The 19,471-nt window shown below is 63.6% G+C and carries 16 protein-coding genes, 4 tRNA genes and 1 pseudogene; 6 read left to right on the top strand and 15 right to left on the bottom strand.

The annotated features are described in order from the left end of the window. Window positions 1-97 precede the first annotated feature (97 nt). The 7 genes from SA190iCDA_RS12200 to SA190iCDA_RS12170 all read right to left on the bottom strand — a co-directional run bounded on the left by SA190iCDA_RS12200 (window position 98) and on the right by SA190iCDA_RS12170 (window position 5,161). Entirely contained in the window at window positions 98-1,414 is a 1,317-nt protein-coding gene (locus SA190iCDA_RS12200; RefSeq protein WP_070888204.1) for a lysine N(6)-hydroxylase/L-ornithine N(5)-oxygenase family protein, read from the bottom strand. A 185-nt stretch (window positions 1,415-1,599) separates the two neighbouring features. Continuing rightward, window positions 1,600-3,276 carry a multidrug ABC transporter permease/ATP-binding protein gene (locus SA190iCDA_RS12195; protein ID WP_070888203.1) on the bottom strand — a complete coding sequence of 559 codons (1,677 nt, stop codon included), beginning with the start codon at window positions 3,274-3,276 and terminating at the stop codon, window positions 1,600-1,602. Continuing rightward, the gene (locus SA190iCDA_RS12190; RefSeq protein ID WP_236100848.1) at window positions 3,277-3,753 is read right to left on the bottom strand and encodes a sigma-70 family RNA polymerase sigma factor; all 477 of its coding nucleotides are present in this window, start codon (window positions 3,751-3,753) and stop codon (window positions 3,277-3,279) included. Window positions 3,754-4,768: 1,015 nt separating this feature from the next. Next, window positions 4,769-4,844, bottom strand: a tRNA-Gly gene (locus SA190iCDA_RS12185). A gap of 13 nt (window positions 4,845-4,857) precedes the next feature. After that, window positions 4,858-4,933, bottom strand: a tRNA-Glu gene (locus tag SA190iCDA_RS12180). 46 nt (window positions 4,934-4,979) lie between these two features. After that, window positions 4,980-5,055, bottom strand: a tRNA-Gly gene (locus SA190iCDA_RS12175). Window positions 5,056-5,085: 30 nt separating this feature from the next. Further along, window positions 5,086-5,161: transfer RNA gene (locus SA190iCDA_RS12170), tRNA-Glu, on the bottom strand. A gap of 316 nt (window positions 5,162-5,477) precedes the next feature. Here SA190iCDA_RS12170 and SA190iCDA_RS12165 point away from each other — a divergent pair. Then, the gene (locus SA190iCDA_RS12165) at window positions 5,478-6,248 is read left to right on the top strand and encodes a hypothetical protein (protein ID WP_070888201.1); all 771 of its coding nucleotides are present in this window, start codon (window positions 5,478-5,480) and stop codon (window positions 6,246-6,248) included. A gap of 21 nt (window positions 6,249-6,269) precedes the next feature. On the opposite strand, the gene SA190iCDA_RS12160 is transcribed toward SA190iCDA_RS12165, so the two are convergent. Continuing rightward, complete coding sequence (locus SA190iCDA_RS12160) at window positions 6,270-6,752, bottom strand: GAF domain-containing protein (RefSeq protein WP_070888200.1); 483 nt, start codon at window positions 6,750-6,752, stop codon at window positions 6,270-6,272. Then, window positions 6,749-7,639 (bottom strand): ATP-binding protein, encoded by an 891-nt coding sequence (locus tag SA190iCDA_RS12155; RefSeq protein ID WP_070888199.1) that lies wholly within the window; start codon window positions 7,637-7,639, stop codon window positions 6,749-6,751. The genes SA190iCDA_RS12160 and SA190iCDA_RS12155 overlap by 4 nt, the downstream gene beginning before the upstream one ends. 103 nt (window positions 7,640-7,742) lie before the next feature. Here SA190iCDA_RS12155 and SA190iCDA_RS12150 point away from each other — a divergent pair, with 103 nt between their 5' ends. Then, window positions 7,743-10,052, top strand: coding sequence for a hybrid sensor histidine kinase/response regulator (locus SA190iCDA_RS12150; protein ID WP_070888198.1), 2,310 nt, complete (start codon window positions 7,743-7,745; stop codon window positions 10,050-10,052). Between the two features lie 17 nt (window positions 10,053-10,069). On the opposite strand, the gene SA190iCDA_RS12145 is transcribed toward SA190iCDA_RS12150, so the two are convergent. The 3 genes from SA190iCDA_RS12145 to msrB form a co-directional block, all read right to left on the bottom strand. Beyond that, the gene (locus SA190iCDA_RS12145; protein WP_070888197.1) at window positions 10,070-10,522 is read right to left on the bottom strand and encodes a MarR family winged helix-turn-helix transcriptional regulator; all 453 of its coding nucleotides are present in this window, start codon (window positions 10,520-10,522) and stop codon (window positions 10,070-10,072) included. Then, a complete protein-coding gene (locus SA190iCDA_RS12140; RefSeq protein ID WP_070888196.1) occupies window positions 10,515-11,003 on the bottom strand; it encodes a glutathione peroxidase in 489 nt (162 codons plus the stop codon). The genes SA190iCDA_RS12145 and SA190iCDA_RS12140 overlap by 8 nt, the downstream gene beginning before the upstream one ends. 117 nt (window positions 11,004-11,120) lie before the next feature. Beyond that, window positions 11,121-11,519, bottom strand: coding sequence for a peptide-methionine (R)-S-oxide reductase MsrB (gene msrB / locus SA190iCDA_RS12135; protein WP_070888195.1), 399 nt, complete (start codon window positions 11,517-11,519; stop codon window positions 11,121-11,123). Between the two features lie 147 nt (window positions 11,520-11,666). On the opposite strand from msrB, the gene SA190iCDA_RS12130 reads away from it, so the two are divergent. The 3 genes from SA190iCDA_RS12130 to htpX all read left to right on the top strand — a co-directional run bounded on the left by SA190iCDA_RS12130 (window position 11,667) and on the right by htpX (window position 14,445). Next, on the top strand, window positions 11,667-12,878 hold the full coding sequence (locus tag SA190iCDA_RS12130) for a pyridoxal phosphate-dependent aminotransferase (RefSeq protein ID WP_070888194.1): 1,212 nt from the start codon (window positions 11,667-11,669) through the stop codon (window positions 12,876-12,878). A 21-nt stretch (window positions 12,879-12,899) separates the two neighbouring features. Then, on the top strand, window positions 12,900-13,343 hold the full coding sequence (locus tag SA190iCDA_RS12125; RefSeq protein ID WP_070888193.1) for a hypothetical protein: 444 nt from the start codon (window positions 12,900-12,902) through the stop codon (window positions 13,341-13,343). 229 nt (window positions 13,344-13,572) lie between these two features. Next, the gene (htpX, locus tag SA190iCDA_RS12120; protein WP_027906469.1) at window positions 13,573-14,445 is read left to right on the top strand and encodes a protease HtpX; all 873 of its coding nucleotides are present in this window, start codon (window positions 13,573-13,575) and stop codon (window positions 14,443-14,445) included. 58 nt (window positions 14,446-14,503) lie between these two features. Here the strand turns inward: htpX and SA190iCDA_RS12115 are convergent, their stop codons facing one another. Beyond that, window positions 14,504-15,154 (bottom strand): thiopurine S-methyltransferase, encoded by a 651-nt coding sequence (locus SA190iCDA_RS12115; RefSeq protein ID WP_070888192.1) that lies wholly within the window; start codon window positions 15,152-15,154, stop codon window positions 14,504-14,506. A gap of 105 nt (window positions 15,155-15,259) precedes the next feature. On the opposite strand from SA190iCDA_RS12115, the gene SA190iCDA_RS12110 reads away from it, so the two are divergent. Continuing rightward, entirely contained in the window at window positions 15,260-16,027 is a 768-nt protein-coding gene (locus tag SA190iCDA_RS12110) for a DODA-type extradiol aromatic ring-opening family dioxygenase (protein ID WP_070888191.1), read from the top strand. A gap of 34 nt (window positions 16,028-16,061) precedes the next feature. Here SA190iCDA_RS12110 and pabB read toward each other — a convergent pair whose 3' ends face one another. After that, window positions 16,062-17,420 carry an aminodeoxychorismate synthase component I gene (gene pabB, locus SA190iCDA_RS12105; protein WP_070888190.1) on the bottom strand — a complete coding sequence of 453 codons (1,359 nt, stop codon included), beginning with the start codon at window positions 17,418-17,420 and terminating at the stop codon, window positions 16,062-16,064. A gap of 139 nt (window positions 17,421-17,559) precedes the next feature. Further along, window positions 17,560-19,267 (bottom strand): annotated as a pseudogene (locus SA190iCDA_RS12100) (DEAD/DEAH box helicase). Window positions 19,268-19,471: the final 204 nt, after the last annotated feature.

Below are 19,471 nucleotides of genomic sequence, written 5' to 3'. Positions count from 1 at the left end.
CGATCTCATCTTGTCACCCGTGAAAATTCGTGCCTGCGCAACGGCCTAGCAAGACTGCCGAGCCGCTCGCGAAAGTAGGAAAACCTGCGTCAGTCGGTTAGCTGAGCGATGCCGCGGCCAGACGCAGCGACTCGCGCACCTGCGTGCCGGAGGGCTCCGCGAACATCGAGGTGACCAACTCCTCGGAACGCAGGGCCAGTACCGACAGCAGGGTGTCGCTGAGGCCGTGGCTGCCCTCGCAGCTGCCTTGCAGGAAAATCTGTGCCTGGCAGCCAGCACGCAGTGACAAGCGGTACTGACGGTCGACCGCATCGCCCTCGATGTAGTCGGCAAAGCCCTCCAGGAGGGTGCGGTGATAATCACGGCGATAGCCGGTGGCGAGGATCACCACATCGAATCGCTCGCTGTGCTGATCGCCGCCCACCGTGTTACGCAGGCTCAACTCCACACCGTTGTCGTCGGTGGCAACGGCCATGACTTCGCGATGGGTGAGCAAACGATGGGGGTGCTGACCGCGAACCTTCTGCTGGTAGAACAGGTGGTAGATCTTCTCGATCAGCTCCAGATCGACCACCGAATAGTTGGTGTTGCGGTACTCCCTCAGCATCCGCGCGCGCTGCTCAGGGCCTTGGGCGAAGATGCGGTCGGTGAAGTCAGCATTGAATATCTCGTTGACGAACGGGCTGTCATCGGAGGGTTTGAGGCTGCCGCCGCGTATCAAAAGACTGGCCTCGACCTGCGGGAAGCGGCACGCCAGATCATGGAAGATTTCCGCGGCGCTCTGTCCACCCCCGATGACGGCGACCCGACGTGGAGGACTGCCATCGCCCAACAAGGCATCGAGCACGCCCAGGTAGCGCGAGGAATGCACGATGCGTGGATCAGCCAGGCCGGCGAAGGCCGCCGGGATCTGTGCCACACCGCCGATACCCAGCACCAGGTTGCGCCCGCGGCGCCGCGTGCTCTGTCCGTCCGTACCGCGTGAAACCACCTCCACGCCGGCACATACGCCGGCACTGTAGAACGGCTCGATGCTGGTCACCTCTTCGCCGTAATGGACCTGCCCGGCGAATGCATCGGCGGCCCAGCCGAGGTAGTCGTTGAACTCCTCGCGGCTGGGATAGAAGGTATTCAGGTTGATGAAGTCCTCCAGGCGCCCGCATGCCTTGAGGTAGCTGATGAAGGTGAAACGGCTGGCCGGATTGCGCAGCGTGGCGAGATCCTTGAGGAAGGATATCTGCATGCTCGAACCGTCGATCAGCATTCCTTCATGCCAGTTGAATGAAGGCTTGCGCTCGATAAAGCAGACGCTGGGCTCTCGTCCACTGCGCTGCGCGAACTCTTCGGTAGCGATGGCCAGTGCCAAGTTAGAGGGCCCGAAGCCAACCCCGATATAGTCGTAAACGAGCCCCATAAATCCTCCCGATATCTGCGTACTGAATGGGCGGTTCGCCAGCCGGAATGAACTGGAAAACATTCTCATTAACACTGACGAACGAGGGAGAGGAATGTTTAGGGGCAATTGCCTGCGGACTGTGAAATCACTCCGGCAGCAACAACTGCGCCCGCATCAAGCGGGCGCAACAAGGACAACACTATTCAGGAATGAGCGGCGCCACCGATCTCCAGTAGCGCGTTGCGACTGGCCCGGGCGCGATGTTCGCCCTGCAACTCATAGAGCTGTCCACTATCCATCTTCAGCAGGCGGTCAGCCTGATCGAAGTAGTGGTCGTCGTGACTGATGGCGAATACGGTCTTGCCGGCGGCTTTCAACTGCGGCAACAGCTCGCGGTAGAATACCTGGCGAAACAGCGGATCCTGATCGGCGGCCCACTCGTCGAGTAGCAGGATATCGCGCGCTTCGAGCAGCGCCAGGAGCAGGGCCAAACGCTTGCGCTGACCGGCCGACAGGCGCGTGTCGCGCAAGCGCCCTGCCGCCACCTGCACCTTGTGGCGCATGTGCAAGCTGCCGAGCCAGTGATCGAGTTCTTCATCAGACGCTGCCACACCCTGCGGGCCAAGCAGCTGCGAGAACAGGTGGTAGTCGGTGAACACCGATGCGAACAGCTGACGGTAGGCCGACCACTCCTGCGCTCCGATCACCCGGCCGTCGACGCGGATCTCGCCGCGCTGCGGGATGTACAACCCCGTCAGCAGACGCGCCAGAGTAGACTTCCCGCTACCGTTGCCACCGACCAGAAACACCGTCTCGCCGCGTTCAAGGCGAAGGCTGACCGGCCCCACGTCAAAGCCGGGCTCACCGTCCTGCGCCGGATAGCGATACTCCACCTCGTGCAACTCCAGCACCTGCCACTGGCCACTCAAGGGGTCGGCCGGGTGCTTGAAGGCCTCCACATGGGGCGCCAGCGCCAGCGATTCCACCTTGTCCAGTGCCACGCGACCGGCGATCTGTGCCGGGATCGCTGCCACTGCCGAGACCAGCGGCGTACGCATGAACAGAATGGTCAGCGCATAGGTCGAGGCCACCGCTGTGGAGGCCCATCCCAGACCGTTGGCCAGGTAGAACACCAGGCCGATGGTGCCCAGCACCATGATGTTGGCCCAGTTGCTGGCAAGGCCGTGGTAACGGTCGGCCAGGGTCACGTGATCGCGATAGGCGCGAGCGCTGAGGTCGAACTCGTCTTCGTATAGGCGCTGAGCGCGATCGCGGTTGAGGGTCAGTTCCTTACGCCCATCGATCACTGCCTGGTAATCCCCGTAGAGTCGATCCTCGGACTCACGCAACATGCGCAGGTGGTGATTGAGGCGACCGACCAGCAGCCAGCCGACGCCGAGGGTAAAGCTCATCCAAAGCAGCGTGGTGACGAACAGGCCGGGCGACAGCCAAGCCAGATAGGCGAATGCCGCCAGCGTCAGGACACTGCCGTAAATCAGTTCGGGCAGATGCACGAAGGCTAGGGTGATGTTGCGGATATCGCTCGACAGGCTGGCGATGAGGTTGGAGCCACCGATGATCTCCAGGCGTTCGATGCTGGTGTCCAGCACCCGCTTCACCAAGGCCCGCCGCATGCGGTAGACGAAACGGTGGCCCAGCGCCGTCAGTGACAGTTGCGCCGCCGAGGCCAGCACCAGCAGTAACGCCAGCAAGGCGATGAACTGCCCCAGTGCCTCACCCGGATTGCCCGCTGGCGTGAGCATGCGCTGGTTGATGAAGGCGATCACCGCCACGCTGAGCAAAGCGCTGCTCAGGCTAAGCCCCAGCACCAGCGCGATGGACCAGCGATATTCGTGAAAAACCAGACGCAGCAGCTTCATTCACAACCTCTTGGTCAGGGGACAGTTACGCGAGCAATGCCCGTCGAGTCGAACACGGCAATGCCCCAGGGTATCGCGCAAGATCAGATTGATAAGCGCCGGGGACGCACCCAGTCGAGTCGCCACCTCGCGCTGGGTGAGACCATCCAACCGACTGAGGGTGAAAACTCGCCGCATGCGCGGGGTCAGCTCGGCCAGGGCATCGAGCAACCGGCGCACCGCCTGCTGCCCGCCTACCGCCTGCTCCGGGGAAATCTCCGAGGGCTGCAGATCCGCCAGCTCGGCGACAGCTCCGTAGCGCTGCTCCAGCTGCAAGCGGCGCAGATGATCGATGGCCAGATTGCGCACCAGACGACTCAGGTAGCGCTCGGGCGCCTCCAGCCGAGAAAGATTGAGGTTGCCCTCCCACAATTTGAGAAAGGCATCCTGCAGGACATCTTCGGCTCTGCTGCGACAGCCCAGTATGCGTGTCGCCACATTGAGCAACGAATGACGCTGAGCCTGATAGGCAGCCAGCAACGCCTTGCGATCAATGGCGGCAGCGGCACGGCGATAAGCAGATGCATTCGCGGCAAAGGACGGCCGAAACCCTCTTCGACCCGAGGCTGGCAATGACTGTTGAGAACATTCCATGTGAGGTCACGCTCTTGGCAAGGAGCGCCAATCCTGAATGCAAACACTTCTCATTGCAATGATAGCGAGAAGCCATAAGTCGGAGGCGTGAGGTTATGCCAGTTAGGCGCCTTTATGCCTACCCAGAGGCTATTGAATAAGTGCGTTAAAACAGCTGGGGTTATAGCAACTGCGTGGGGTGAACAGGTTACCGCCCTGCCATCTGTTCATCATGGCGCCACGGTTCTTCACCGGCGCCTTGCATGGGGCGCCCGTCCGGCGCAGTGCCACCTTTGGCGAGGTTCAGAAAACCGTAGCCTATCTCGGCACGGTGTTCTCGATCTTGCCGAATGAACGCCAGAGGTCGACCGCCTGATCAGTTTCCAATCACGCCTGGGCAGCGTCGGGCATCTGCCTCGCTGGCCGCCTTACATGGCAACACTCTGGACCTTGACTGCGGCGCGAAAGGTGATGACGGGGCTCGCCAACAGATATCCTTAGCCTACTGCCCTATCGACAGGCGCACGCGCCATTTCGCGATGACCTCGATGAACTTGGTGCCATCCCGCGCGCCGAGCAAGCACCTGGCCGCGGCGCGTGGTCTTCCTGATATAGAGAACAGACGCAGCGGTACCCTGACTCTTAATCGAGATAGGTACAGGTTTCGAGGTGCGGAAAACCACAAACCCCACATCATCCCGAGCAGGCATGGCTAGATTGATCGGCAGAAACCAGTAAACGCAGCCGCTGGCAATGCCGGCATCAACCAGCCGCCACTGACGAAAAAGCCCGCCAGCAATCCAAAATGCTGGCGGGCTCCTTTCAGCGCCGAAACGCAGATACGAAAACGCCGCTCGATTGAGCGGCGTTTTCGTTTATTTGGAGCGGGAAACGAGACTCGAACTCGCGACCCCGACCTTGGCAAGGTCGTGCTCTACCAACTGAGCTATTCCCGCAGTTACAACAAATTGGCGTCCCCTAGGGGACTCGAACCCCTGTTACCGCCGTGAAAGGGCGGTGTCCTAGGCCACTAGACGAAGGGGACCTGGAACTTCTTACCGCGATCCAGCTGCCAGGCTGGATCTAGAATCTGGAGCGGGAAACGAGACTCGAACTCGCGACCCCGACCTTGGCAAGGTCGTGCTCTACCAACTGAGCTATTCCCGCAATCTTTTGCTGCTCCACTTCTCTTGGAAGTGGCGTCCCCTAGGGGACTCGAACCCCTGTTACCGCCGTGAAAGGGCGGTGTCCTAGGCCACTAGACGAAGGGGACATTGCCCGGAATCTCCGGCTTCCCCGCTGTGCTTTTCAGCATTACCGTGGAAGTGGCGCGCATTCTATGGAGGCTTTCAACGGTCGTCAACCTCTCATATAAAATTTTTTAAAATCAACGACTTCACCCGGATTCCGGCACCACCGGCGCAGTACAAACCAATACCGCCTGCTTTAATGCAGCAGGCTGGCGGCGCGCGCCCTCGCCTAATGCGCGCAATGATGGCAGAACGCGAGTAAACTGATCGGCATTGACAAGCAGCCACCACCTCGCGGGTCGCTGCGCCCTGCACAACGGCATTCGAGAGGTTAAGACGATGTCCTCGCTCGTGATCACCATGGCGATAATCGGCGGTATCACGCTGTTGGTGCTGCTGGCCTACCTGAATCAACTGGCCGAAAACAACAAGCGCAAGAAATCGCGCCTGAAAGCGGATCTGGCCGAACGCTATCGGCGTATCGCCGATCTCAACGAACAGTTCGCCGGCCAGTTCATGACTCCCGAACTCAAATTGTTGCTGTGCCGCCTGCAGTTGCAGTACGCCGAACGCATTCTGGAAGTCGACAAGCACGACAGCGCCTACGCGACCATGGCCGAGGAACTGCGCAAGCTGATCGCCCAGGGCCAGGACATTCCGGTACGCAACGCGCCCTTCCATGTGACCGACGATGCCAAGGCCACCCAGGTACGCGCACAGCTGGAGGCCCTGCATGGTCAGGTCGGCAAACTGGCGCAGGCCGGCATGCTGCCGGTGGACGAAGCCAAGGGTTGGGCCAAGGAAATTCGCCACATGCTGGTGCAGCTGTATATAGAGCTGTACGGCAACCAGGCCAAGCAGGCGCTGCAGCAGCAACAGACCGGACACGCGCGGCTGGCCTTGGAACGCGGCGTGCAGTTCCTGCAGAAGCAGGCCGACACTGCGCGCTACCAGGCGACCCTGGCGCAATTCCAGAAGCAGCTCGAGCGTGTCAATGCCATGCTGGTCAGCTCGCAGGCACCTAGCGGCGATGCCAACAGCGAGCTGACCGAGGGGCTCAAGTCGATGGAAGACGACGGCGACTGGAAGAAGAAGGCGCTGTACGACTGAGAGGCCTGCGCCTCTCAGCCCTCAGCAATCACTGGCGCGCAGCAGCACGGCGGCCAAGCCTTCGATACCGCGCTGATCCGCCTCGCTGAAACGCCCTACCCGCGGGCTGTCCAGGTCCAGCACGCCGATCAGCCGGCCCTCCTTGATCAACGGCACCACCAGTTCGCTATTGGAGGCGCTGTCGCAGGCGATATGACCCGGGAACGCATGCACATCCTCCACCCGCTGGGTTTGCCGCGACGCGGCGGCGGCGCCACAGACGCCGCGTCCGAAGGCGATGCGCACGCAGGCGATCTTGCCCTGGAACGGGCCGAGCACCAATTCATCGCCCTTGACGAGATAGAAACCGGCCCAGTTCAGCCCTTCCAACTCGTGATAGACGAAGGCGCTGAACTGCGCGGCATTGGCGACGAAATCCCGTTCGCCGGACAGCAGGGCCTCCAGCTGGGCGGTCAGCAGGGCGTAACCGTCCAGGCCGGAAGCGGTTTGACTCAAATCGATCATTGCGATGTCTCCAGTAACTGCAGCCCGACCCACTGGCGGGCGAACTGATAGGCGCAGCGGCCATTGCGATTACCGCGCCCGGTGGCCCAGCGCACGGCGAGTTTTTCCAGCTCCTCGCTCCACTGCCACTGCAGGCCGGCCTGCTGCGCCTGGACCTCGATCCAGTGGCGCACCACATCCAGATAGTGCTGCTGGGTGAAAGGGTAGAAGGAAAGCCACAGGCCGAAGCGATCCGACAGGGCGATCTTGTCCTCGACGGCCTCGTTGGGGTGCAGCTCGCCGTCGACCATCCTGGTGTTGGCGTTGTCGCTCTCGCGCTCCGGCACCAGATGCCGGCGGTTGGAGGTGGCATACAGCAGCACGTTTTCCGGGGAACGCTCGAGGGAGCCGTCGAGCACGCTCTTGAGCACCCGGTAATCGCCCTCGCCCGCCTCGAACGACAGGTCGTCGCAGAACAGGATGAAGCGCTGCGGCAGCTTCATCAGTTGCTCCACCACCCGCGGTAAATCAGCCAGGTGATCACGCTCGATCTCGATCAGGCGCAGTCCGGCGCCGGCATGCTCGGCCAGCAGCGCGCGGACCAGCGACGATTTGCCCGTGCCGCGCGCCCCCCACAGCAACGCATGGTTGGCAGGCATGCCCTGCACGAACTGCCGGGTGTTGCGCGCCAGCTGCTCGCGCTGGGTATCGACGCCGATCAGGTCGGCGAGGCTCATGTCCAGGCTCACCTTGAGCGCCTGCAAGTAGCCCGAACGGCCCTCGCGCTGCCAGCGCGCAGCCAGGGTATGGCTCCAGTCCAGCGGCTCGCGAACAGCCGGCAACAGCGGCTCGAGACGGGTCAGCACGCTCTCGGCGCGAGCCAGAAAATCGGTAATACGGGAATCCACGTAGCAGCTCCTCGGATATTCAGTCTGTGAGGCGGGTATGCCGAAAAACAGGCCAGATCGTCTATGCTTGGGCAGCGATCGGAACGAGATAGCGCCACCCAATATGGAAATACCACTCAGACAGCGACTGTCATTCAAGCAGGCAGGCCTTACCGTTCTCGTCGCGTTCATTCTGGGCGCATTACTCAGCCTGGTGCAGATCGGCGTCGATTATGCCAGTGAAGACGCGGCCATCAACCGCGAGATTCGTGCGCTGATGGAGATCAGCCACAACCCGGCCGCACGAATCGCCTATAACATCGATGCCGAACTGGCCCAGGAGCTGGTGGTGGGCTTGCGGCGCTCGCCCGCGGTGATCGGCGCGCGCATCGTCGACAGCAACGGCGAAGTGCTGGCCAGCGCCACCCAGCCATCCATGCAGAGCCGCTACCGGCTGTTCAGCGACTTCCTGTTTGGCAGCAGCCGCCATTTCGAGACCAGGCTCTCGGTCGATCACGCGCCGGACGAACAGCTCGGCATGCTGCAGCTCGACATCGACACCTATGCCTTCGGCAGCAACTTTCTCAAGCGCTCGGTGCTGACCATGGTCAATGGCTTCACCCGCAGCCTGCTGCTGTCGGTGATCCTGCTGGTGCTGTTCTACTTCATGCTGACCAAGCCGCTCACTCAGGTGATCCAGGCGCTCGCCGGCCGCGACTTGCGTACGCCCGACCGCACCCCGCTGCCCTGCCCGCCCGGCCACGAACGCGACGAGATCGGCGTGCTGGTCAAGGTCGCCAACCGCCAGTTCGCCAGCATCGCCACCGAGATCGAGCACCGGCGCACCGCCGAGGATCGCCTCACCGACTACCTGGGCGAACTGGAGGCCATCGTTTCGGCGCGCACCGTCGAGCTGAAGGCGGCCAACAGCCGCCTCAGCCGCTCCAACCACGAGCTGGAGCAGGCCCGCCGCGACGCCCTGGCCATGGCCCAGGCACGCTCGATCTTCCTGGCCAACATGAGCCACGAAATCCGCACCCCGCTCAATGGCCTGCTGGGCATGCTCGCCCTGTCGCTGGAAGGGCCGCTGAACAGCGAACAACGCCAGCAGCTGTCCATCGCCCACGACTCGGGCAAGGTGCTGGTGGACCTGCTCAACGACATCCTCGACCTGTCGAAATTCGAGGCCGGCCAGCTGGAACTGGAACGCATCGCCTTCGACCTCGGCGCCCTGGTGGAAGGCACCGCCAGCCTGCTGTCGCAAAATGCCCAGGCCGGCGTGGAGCTGACCTGCCTGATCGATCCCCGGCTGCCCGCCCAGGTGCTCGGCGACCCGACCCGTGTTCGGCAGATCGTCAGCAACCTGCTGTCCAATGCCTTGAAATTCACCCGCGAAGGCCGTGTCGACATTCGTATCAGCGCTGAAGGCGAACGCATCCGTATCGAAGTGTGCGACACCGGCATCGGCATTGCCCAGGATGCCCAGGCGCGCATCTTCCAGCCGTTCACCCAGGCTGGCGCCAATATCACCCGGCAGTTCGGTGGCACCGGGCTGGGCCTGGCCCTGACCCGCCGCCTCTGCGAGGCGATGCAGGGCACGCTGGAGCTGCAATCCACACCAGGCAGCGGCAGTCGTTTCAGTGCCATCCTGCCGTTGCCGGGCATGGAGGCGCCGCAACCGGCACCCCAGCTTAGCGGACGCGTGCTGGCGATCTGTGCTGCGGACACCGGCCTGGCCGAATTGCTGCCGCTGCTGATCGGCAGTTGGGGGCTGGGCTACCGCCGCCTGGACAGCGCCCGGGATGCCGAGGATATCCACGCCGACGTGATCGTCAGCGACTGCCCCAGTTGCATGGAAAGGCTGCGCCAGCAGACGGCGACGCCGATCATCCTGGTCACCGCCTATGGCAGCTTCCTGGACAGCGAACGGGCTGCAGCGCTCGCGCCCCTGGAGCAGGTCGCCAGGCCGCTGACCCGGCAGCACCTGCTGCAGGCGCTGAATCACGCGCTGAAGCGGCCATCCGACGACTCGGCCGGCGCGCCCAAACCGATCCCCAGCGACCGCAAACCGGCGCGCGTGTTGCTGGTCGAGGACAATCCGGTCAACCAGTTGGTCGCCAAGGGCATGCTGGCCAAACAGGGCCTCGAGGTGGTGCTGGCCAACAATGGCCAGCAGGCCCTGGAGCGGCTGCAGGAAGAAGCCTTCGAACTGGTGCTGATGGACTGCAACATGCCGGTCATGGATGGCTACGAGGCCAGCCGCCGCATTCGGCAAAATCCTGCCTGGCAGCAGCTGCCGATCATCGCGCTGACCGCCAATGCCCTGTCGGACGAGCGCGAGCGCTGCCTGGCCGCGGGCATGAGCGATTACCTGGCCAAGCCGTTCCGCCGTGAAGAGCTGCTCGCCCTGCTCGACCAGTGGCTGCCCGCCTGAGCGGCGGCCACCACCTGTTAACCGGGTAACGGCTCGGCCAAGCGCTGCAGCAGCGCATCCAGCTGGGCGCGCAGGGGCTCCAGCTGCCTGGTATCGACGCCATGCTCGCAGAGCAACTGCTGCTTGAGAACCGGCACGCGGCGACGTAGCTCGCGCCCCTGCGCGCTGAGGCAAAGGTGCATCTCGCGCTCGTCCACGGCGCTGCGCCGACGCTCCACCAGGCCTGCCGCCTGCAGGCGCTTGAGCAGCGGGGTCAGGGTGCCCGAATCGAGCAGCAGGCGTTCGCCCAGGGCCTTGACCGTCGGCTGCGGCGGCGCTGCCTCGTCCCACTCCCAGAGCACCAACATCACCAGGTACTGCGGGTAGGTCAGTTGCAGGCCGTCGAGCATCGGCTTGTAGGCACGTATCACCTGGCGGGACGCCGCGTACAGCTTGAAACACAGCTGCCGGTCGAGGGCCAGGTCATCCATCGGTGAGCGCGTCGATGGCCGCCTGTAGCGCCTCAGGCTTGGTGGTCGGTGCGTAACGGCTGACCTGACGACCATCGCCGCTGATCAGGAACTTGGTGAAATTCCACTTGATCCGCTGCGTGCCGAGCAAGCCCGGCGCCTGGCGCTTGAGCTGCACGAACAGGGGATGCGCCGCCGGGCCATTGACCTCCACCTTGCGAAACAGCGGGAAGCTCACCCCGAAATTCAGCTCGCAGAAACTGGAGATCGCCTGCTCGTCGCCCGGCTCCTGCTTGCCGAACTGGTTGCAGGGAAAGCCCAGTACCACCAGCCCCTTGTCGCGGTAGCGCTTCCAGAGCGCTTCGAGCCCCTGGTACTGCGGCGTGAAGCCGCACTGGCTGGCGGTATTGGCCACCAGGAAGGCCTTGGCGCCGAAATCGCCCAGGCGCGTCTGCTCGCCGGTGATGGTGGTACAAGGTATGGCCAGCAGGTCTTGGCTCATGGCGTCAGCGCTCTTCTTTTGCATGGAGCGAAAAGAGTAGCCAGCAATTGAATTGCACACAATCCGATTCATCCAAAAACAGGCCCGCCATCAGCGGACCTGATGCCGGCCTGCCGCTTACGCCTCGCGCGGCACGTGCTTGAGCGACACCGAGTTGATGCAATAGCGCAACCCGGTCGGCCGCGGGCCGTCGGGAAACACGTGGCCCAGGTGAGCTTCGCAGTTGCTGCAGCGCACTTCGATGCGATGCATGCCGTGGCTGAAGTCGTCCAGTTCGGTGATCACCTGGTCGTCGAGCGGCTGGAAGTAACTCGGCCAGCCGCAGCCGGAATCGAACTTGGCATCCGAGTCGAACAGCGGCGTGCCGCAGCACACGCACTGGTAGACGCCCGGCACCTTGCTGTCGTGGTACTCACCGGTGAACGGCCGTTCGGTGCCGCCCAGGCGGCAGACGTTGAACTGCGCGTCCGTCAGCTCCTCGCGCCAGGTTTCCAGGGGTTTTTCGAGCTTGCTCACAGGCCGTCCTCCTCGGGATAAAAAAGCCCTATCTGTATCTTTGCCCGACTCAGGCTGACACGTATGATTCGACACCTCAACCCGCCACGGCTCGCCGCCGCAACGGCCCATTGCAGGCCGCCCTTCTTCGATTCGGGATTCTTCACCATGCAGGTCAGCAAATCCAACAAGCTCGCCAACGTCTGCTACGACATTCGCGGCCCGGTGCTCAAGCACGCCAAGCGTCTGGAAGAGGAAGGCCAGCGCATCCTCAAGCTGAACATCGGCAACCCGGCGCCATTCGGTTTCGAAGCTCCCGAGGAAATCCTCCAGGACGTGATTCGCAACCTGCCCACGGCGCAAGGCTACAGCGACTCCAAGGGCCTGTTCAGCGCGCGCAAGGCGGTGATGCAGTACTGCCAGCAGAAGCAGATCGAAGGCGTCGGCATCGAGGACATCTACCTGGGCAACGGCGTGTCCGAGCTGATCGTCATGGCCATGCAGGCGCTGCTCAACAACGGTGACGAAGTGCTGATCCCGGCACCCGACTACCCGCTGTGGACCGCTGCCGTGGCGCTCTCCGGTGGCAAGCCGGTGCATTACCTGTGCGACGAACAGGCCGGCTGGTTCCCGGACATCGCCGACATGCGCGCCAAGATCACCCCGAACACCAAGGCACTGGTGCTGATCAACCCGAACAACCCCACCGGTGCCGTGTATTCGCGCGAGGTGCTGCAGGACATCGTCGAACTGGCCCGCCAGCACAACCTGGTGATCTTCTCCGACGAGATCTACGACAAGATCCTCTATGACGAAGCCCAGCACATCTCCACCGCCTCCCTGGCGCCGGACGTGCTGTGTCTGACCTTCAACGGCCTGTCCAAGTCCTACCGGGTAGCCGGTTTCCGCTCCGGCTGGGTGATCATTTCCGGGCCCAAGCACACCGCGAAAAGCTATATCGAAGGCATCGACATCCTGGCCAACATGCGCCTGTGCGCCAACGTGCCCAGCCAGCATGCGATCCAGACCGCACTGGGGGGCTACCAGAGCATCAACGACCTGGTGCTGCCCAATGGTCGCCTGCTGGAACAGCGCAACCGCACCTGGGAGCTGCTCAACGACATCCCCGGCGTCAGTTGCGTGAAACCCATGGGCGCCCTGTACGCCTTTCCGAAGATCGACCCCAAGGTCTGCCCGATCCACAACGACGAGAAGTTCGTCCTCGACCTGCTGCTCTCCGAGAAGCTGCTGATCGTCCAGGGCACCGCCTTCAACTGGCCGTGGCCGGACCACTTCCGGGTGGTCACCCTGCCCCGCGTCGACGACCTGGAACAGGCGATCGGCCGTATCGGCAGCTTCCTCAAGACCTACCGCCAGTAACCCTCGCCAGAGCACGAGCCCATGGACCTGCAGATAGACGACTTCTACAAGGACGCCGCCAGCGGTTTGCTGATGCTCTACCAGGCCTTTCCGCGCAAGGCCTCGCTGTACGTGGAAGACCTGATCGGCCGCGAAGAGCCGGACGAATTCGGCTTGCCGAGCAAGCGCCACCAGGCCTGCCTGGGCGCGCTGTTGTGGCTGGCTGAAGAAGGCTACCTGCGCTACGAATCCACCATCGGCTATGACGCCCTCGATCAGGCGGTGCTGAGCGAGAAGGGTTTTCTGCGCCTGTCGCGCGGCATCCCGCGGGCGGTCAACGAGGATGAAGCCCTACCGCCTGCGGTGGATCGGGTGCAGGCGACCCTTGCCTTTCAATTGCGCGACGCGCTCGCCCAGCAACATGGTGAACGGATTGCGCGACTGACTCGCCAACTCTTCGAACAGCGCCCGGCTGCGCCTGGCTGAGGGTCGTCGGCCCGCCGGCTACGCCTCGCGAGCGGCGGTTTTTCTCGGCCGCGATTGAAATAATCGCGAAAAAGCCCATCTAAGCATTGGCGCCCGTGCACGACCCTTTGCAGCGGACGGGCAAGGCGACACAGTTTGAAATAGTGACTCGGTTGAATCGCCATAGGGCGCGCCCTTATATAGCCGCCGTAATGAGCCTGTCTTTACTCGTGAGGAGTCGTTTCACACCATGATGCGCATTATGTTGTTCCTGGCTACCAACTTGGCGGTACTGGTTATCGCCAGCATCACCCTCAAACTGCTGGGGGTTGATCGCTTCACCGGCCAGAACCACGGCAGCCTGCTGATATTCTGCGCCGTCTTTGGTTTTGCCGGCTCGCTGGTCTCGCTCTTTCTGTCCAAGTGGATGGCGAAGATGAGCACCGGTACCGAAATCATCACCCAACCGCGTACCCGCCACGAGCAGTGGCTGTTGCAGACCGTCGAAGAGCTGTCGCGCGATGCCGGCATCAAGATGCCGGAGGTGGGTATCTTCCCGGCCTACGAGTCCAACGCCTTCGCCACCGGCTGGAACAAGAACGACGCGCTGGTCGCCGTCAGCCAGGGCCTGCTCGAGCGCTTCTCCCCCGATGAAGTGCGCGCCGTGCTGGCCCACGAGATCGGCCACGTGGCCAATGGCGACATGGTCACCCTGGCGCTGATCCAGGGCGTGGTGAACACCTTCGTGATGTTCTTCGCACGTATCTTCGGCAACTTCGTCGACAAGGCGATTCTGAAGAACGAAGACGGCCATGGCATCGGCTACTTCGTGGCGACCATCTTCGCCGAACTGGTGCTGGGTATCCTGGCCAGCATCATCGTCATGTGGTTCTCGCGCAAACGCGAGTACAAGGCCGACGAAGCCGGTGCACGACTGGCCGGCAAGGGCGCGATGATCGCCGCCCTGCAGCGCCTGCGTGCCGAACAGGGTGTACCGGTGCAGATGCCCGACAGCCTGACCGCCTTCGGCATCAATGGTGGCCTGAAGAACGGCCTGGCCGGCCTGCTGATGACCCACCCGCCGCTGGAAGAGCGTATCGAAGCCCTGCGCCGCCTGGGCTGATCGCAACACCAACGAAAAGGCGACCTTCGGGTCGCCTTTTTCATGCCTGCGATTCAGCTCACAGCAGCCGCAGGTGGTAGGCGCGCTCGTCCATGCGCGCTAGGCCGCGGGCTCTGAAGCGATCCTCCAGGGCATCCTGGCTTTCCAGCAATTCGCTTTCCCATATGCTGCCGGCCCAGCTGCGCACCTCTGCGTCGCTCACCGAGAACGGCGGCCCGTCCATCAGCCTCTGGTCATAGTCCAGGGTCACCAGCAGGCCGTGGCTTTCCGGCAACAGGATTTGCTGCAGGTGGTGCACGTAGCGCTCACGCATCTCAGCCGGCAGCGCGATCAACGCCGCGCGGTCGTAGAACAATGCGCAATCCTGCAGATGCTTAGCCTCGAGCGCGAAGAAATCACCGCAGAACAGCTCGACACGCCCATGGCGATAGACCTTGAAGGCGCCCTCCTCGCTTATCACCGGCTGTATGCGCTGCTCGGCGAAGAACGCCACGACCGCCACTTCCGCCAATTCCACCCCCACCACCCGATGCCCCCGCGCCGCCAGCCAGGCGATGTCCAGGCTCTTGCCACATAGCGGCACCAGCACCGGCGCTTCGCTCGCACCCGCTACCGTGGCCCAGTGGCGCTGCAGCAGGTCATTGACCTGCCGGGCATGAAAGCCGATCTGGTTGGCGTGCCAGCGTTGCAGCCAGAATGAATCCTGCATGTTTTACCCTCAAGCCATCAAGAAAACAGATAACACCGAGCAGACTTTAGCCGTTGTTAGGCCAACTTGGCTGATGGATCATGATGACGTCACTAGGAGACCATCATGCAGCCCAGCCTGTTCATTTCCCACGGTTCGCCCATGCTTGCCCTGCAACCCGGCGCCAGCGGCCCCGCCCTCACTCGCCTCGCTGCCGAGCTGCAACGCCCGGAGGCCATCGTGGTGGTGTCGGCCCATTGGGAAAGCGAGGCGTTGCAGGTGATGAGCAATGCGCAACCGCAAACCTGGCATGACTTCGGCGGCTTTCCTGCCGAGCTCTACCAGGTGCAGTACCCAGCGCCCGGCAACCCACAGCTGGCCGAGGACATCGTCCAGCGCCTGGGGGCGGCCGGCCTGGCCGCACAAACCGATGAGCGTCGCCCCTTCGATCATGGCAGCTGGGTGCCGCTGTCGCTGCTCTACCCTGACGCCGATATCCCGGTGGTGCAGGTGTCCCTGCCCAGCCGCCAGGGCCCGGCGCTGCAACTGCGCGTAGGCGAAGCGCTGGCCGGGCTGCGCGAGCGGAACCTGCTGCTGATCGGCTCGGGCAGCATCACCCACAACCTGGGGGAGCTGGACTGGCGCTCCACCGGCGACGAAGCGGCGCCCTGGGCCCTGGAATTTCGCGATTGGATGGTCGACAAGCTGCAACGGGACGACCTGCAAGCACTGCTCGACTACCGCCGCCAGGCCCCTCACGCGCGGCGCAACCATCCCAGTGACGAGCACCTGCTGCCGCTGTTCTTCGCCCGCGGCGCCGGCGGCACCTTTGCCATCGAGCACCAGGGCTTCACCCTGGGCGCCCTGGGCATGGACATCTACCGCTTCGATTAGGATCTGTTGATGCTTCAACGCCGTGCTTGAAACATCAACAGACCCTGGAGAAGCGCTCCAGGGTACTGAGCAGCACCTGCACCTTGGTGACCGATTCCTGATACTCGGCCTGCCAGGCCGAGTCGGCGACGATACCGCCACCGCCCCAGCAACTGATCACGCCGTCCTTGGCCAGCAGGCTGCGAATGGCGATGGAGCTGTCCATCTCGCCGCGCACGTCCAGGTACAGCAGCGAGCCGCAATAAGGGCCACGGCGCGTCGGCTCGAGCTCGTCGATGATCTGCATCGCGCGGATCTTCGGCGCACCGGTGATGGAACCCCCCGGAAAGGCGCCCAGCAGCAGGCCCAGGGCATCCTTGTCAGCGGCCAGCTCCCCGGTCACCGCGCTGACCAGGTGGTGCACGTTGGGGTAGCTCTCCAGGGCGAACAGCTCGGGCACGCGCACCGAGCCGATACGGCAGCTGCGCCCCAGGTCGTTGCGCAGCAGATCGACGATCATCAGGTTCTCGGCGCGATCCTTGGCGCTGGCGAGTAGCGCCTGGGCGTTGCTGGCATCTTCCTGCGCGTCACGGCCGCGGGGCTGGGTGCCCTTGATCGGCCGCGTTTCCACCTGCCCTCCACTGACCCGGATGAAACGCTCCGGCGACAGGCTCAGCAAGGCGCCGCCACCGGGCAGGGTCAGGTAGCCGGCGAACGGCGTTGGGCAGGCAGCCCGCAATGCGCCATAGGCCTGCCAGGGATCGCCCTGATAGCGGGACTGGAAGCGCTGCGCATAGTTGACCTGATAGCAGTCACCGGAGGCGATATAGGCCTGAATCCGGTCGATGGCCTCGCCGTAGCGCTGCTGCTCGATATTCGCCTGAAACGGCGCCAGCAGCGCGAAGGCGGCCTGCTCCGGGGCCTCACCCCGATGCTCGAATAACGCCAGCAGGCGCGCCTGCTCGGCCGCTGGCAAGGCGGGATGGAACACCAGCTGGCTGGTACGCGCCTGGTGGTCGCTGATCAGCGCCCAGGCATACAGGCCGAACACCGCGTCGCCAAAATCCAGATCGTCCCGGGCCTGCTCAGGCAGCGCTTCGATACGACGGCCGAAATCGTAGGCCAGGTAACCGAGCAGGCCGCCGGCGAACGGCAGTTCGGCACCTGGCGGCATTTCGGCGGGCCCTAGTGCTGCGAGCTGCTCGCGCAGCCGCGCGAAGAACGCAGCGCCCGACTCCCCCTGCCCTGGCGCCAACTGGGCCAGCGGCCAGGCGCTGAGCAGATCATAGCGCCCACGGGTTGCCACCGGCCGACCGGCATCCAGCAACACCGCGCCCGGCGCCTGGCGCACGGGCTGGAAATAGACGGCGGGGTCGGCCTGATAGGGCAGCGGATGGACAAGACAGGTGGGCATTCGAGGCATCACGAAAACAAGGACGGCCGATTGTAGAGCCGCCGGCCGGATCGTCCTAGGCCCGGCAAGCGACGGTTCAGGTTCCAGAAACGACTCGGGGGAGCCATTGGCTCCCCCGAATCAGTGCTGCACGAACGGATCAGTCTTCGCGGTAGCGACGCAGCTTCAGCGGCTTGCCGGCAACGCGGGTGTCCTTGAGCTTGGTCAGCAGACGCTCGAGGCCATCCTCCGGCAGCTCCACCAGGCTGAAGCTCTCGCGGATCTGGATGCGGCCGATGGCTTCACGGGCCAGGCCACCCTCGTTGAGGATCGCGCCCAGCAGGTTCTTGGCCGCGATACCGTCACGGGCACCCAGGGCGGTACGGCAGCGCGCACGGCCTTCGGCCAGCGGCATCGGCGCACGACGCTCGCGCGGCTCACCGCTGCGCTCGCCATCACGCTCACGGCGCTCACGGGGTGCACCACCGACGCCGGGCACCAGCGGCTGCTCGCGCTCGACGCTGGCCAGATCCAGAGCCTGGCCATTGGTGGCCTTCTTCAGCAGCGCAGCGGCCAGGGCACGCGGGCTGCAGCCGATATCGGCGGTCAGGCGGTCGAGCAGATCGCCATGGCTGGCTTCGGCGTCGGCAACCAGCGGCGCCAGGCTGTTGGTGAGTTTCTTGATGCGCGCATCCAGCACCTGCTGGGCGTTGGGCAGCTTGACCTCGCCAACCTTCTGGCCGGTCACGCGCTCGATCACCTGCAGCATGCGGCGTTCACGCGGGGTCACCAGCAGCAGCGCACGGCCATCGCGACCGGCACGGCCGGTACGGCCGATACGGTGCACGTAGGATTCCGGGTCGTACGGCATGTCGACGTTGAACACGTGGGTGATGCGCGGCACGTCGATACCACGGGCGGCGACGTCAGTGGCCACGACGATGTCCAGACGGCCATCCTTGAGCGACTCGATGACACGCTCACGCTGGTTCTGGGCGATGTCGCCGTTCAGCGCGGCGGCCTTGAAACCCTTGGCTTCCAGCGCGGCGGCCAGGTCCAGGGTGGCCTGCTTGGTACGCACGAAGGCGATCAGCGCGTCGAACTCCTCGACTTCCAGCAAACGCAGTACGGCGTTGGTCTTCTGATCGGCGTGGATCATCAGGTGCGCCTGCTCGATGCGCGAGACGGTCTGGGTCTTGGCAGCGATCTTGATGTGCTGCGGCTCGCGCAGGTGCTTCTCGGCGATGGCGCGGATCGAGTGCGGCAGAGTGGCGGAGAACAGCACGCTCTGACGGCTCTCGGGCATGGCTTCGAAGATCACTTCGAGGTCGTCCATGAAGCCCAGCTTGAGCATTTCGTCCGCTTCGTCGAGTACCAGGTACTGGATGGTCGAGAGTACTTTCTCGTCGCGACGCAGATGGTCGACCAGACGGCCCGGGGTGGCGACGATGACCTGTGCGCCCTGGCGAATGGCCTTGAGCTGCGGACCCATCGGCGCGCCACCGTAGACGGCGACCACGCTCAGGCCAGGCATCTGCTTGGAGTAGGTTTCGAACGCGGTGGCAACCTGCAGAGCGAGCTCGCGAGTCGGGGCGAGGATCAGCGCCTGGGGCTCACGCTTGGCCGGATCGATCTTCGACAGGATCGGCAATGCGAAGGCGGCGGTCTTGCCGGTGCCGGTCTGGGCCTGGCCGATCATGTCCTGACCGGAGAGGATCACCGGGATGGCTTGCGACTGAATGGGCGACGGCTCTTCGTAACCGACGGCGGTCAGCGCGGCGAGAATGTTGGAATGAAGTCCGAGTGCGGCGAAGCCGCCGATTTCCTGGGTCATGGGTCTGCCTCTGAGTGCATCCGCAAAGACCCATGTTCCAAAGCTGCGCATGCCATGTAGGACCTTGTGGGTCACCCTGGCAGCCTGGTCGGCGGGGATTTGCGAAAACGTGGTGAAAAGTGAATCGTCAAGATAGCCCGCTTGGCGGACTGGCTGCCGGAAAGCTTCCGGGCGAGTTGCACTACTTGAACGTGGCCATGAATTGGCCGGCGCGTACTATACCGGAATTCATACAGAC

It is taken from the genome of Pseudomonas argentinensis (assembly GCF_001839655.2).
Taxonomy (GTDB): domain Bacteria; phylum Pseudomonadota; class Gammaproteobacteria; order Pseudomonadales; family Pseudomonadaceae; genus Aquipseudomonas; species Aquipseudomonas argentinensis_B.
Note: the sequence above shows the minus strand (reverse complement) of the source record. Positions and strands in the feature narration are given on the sequence as shown.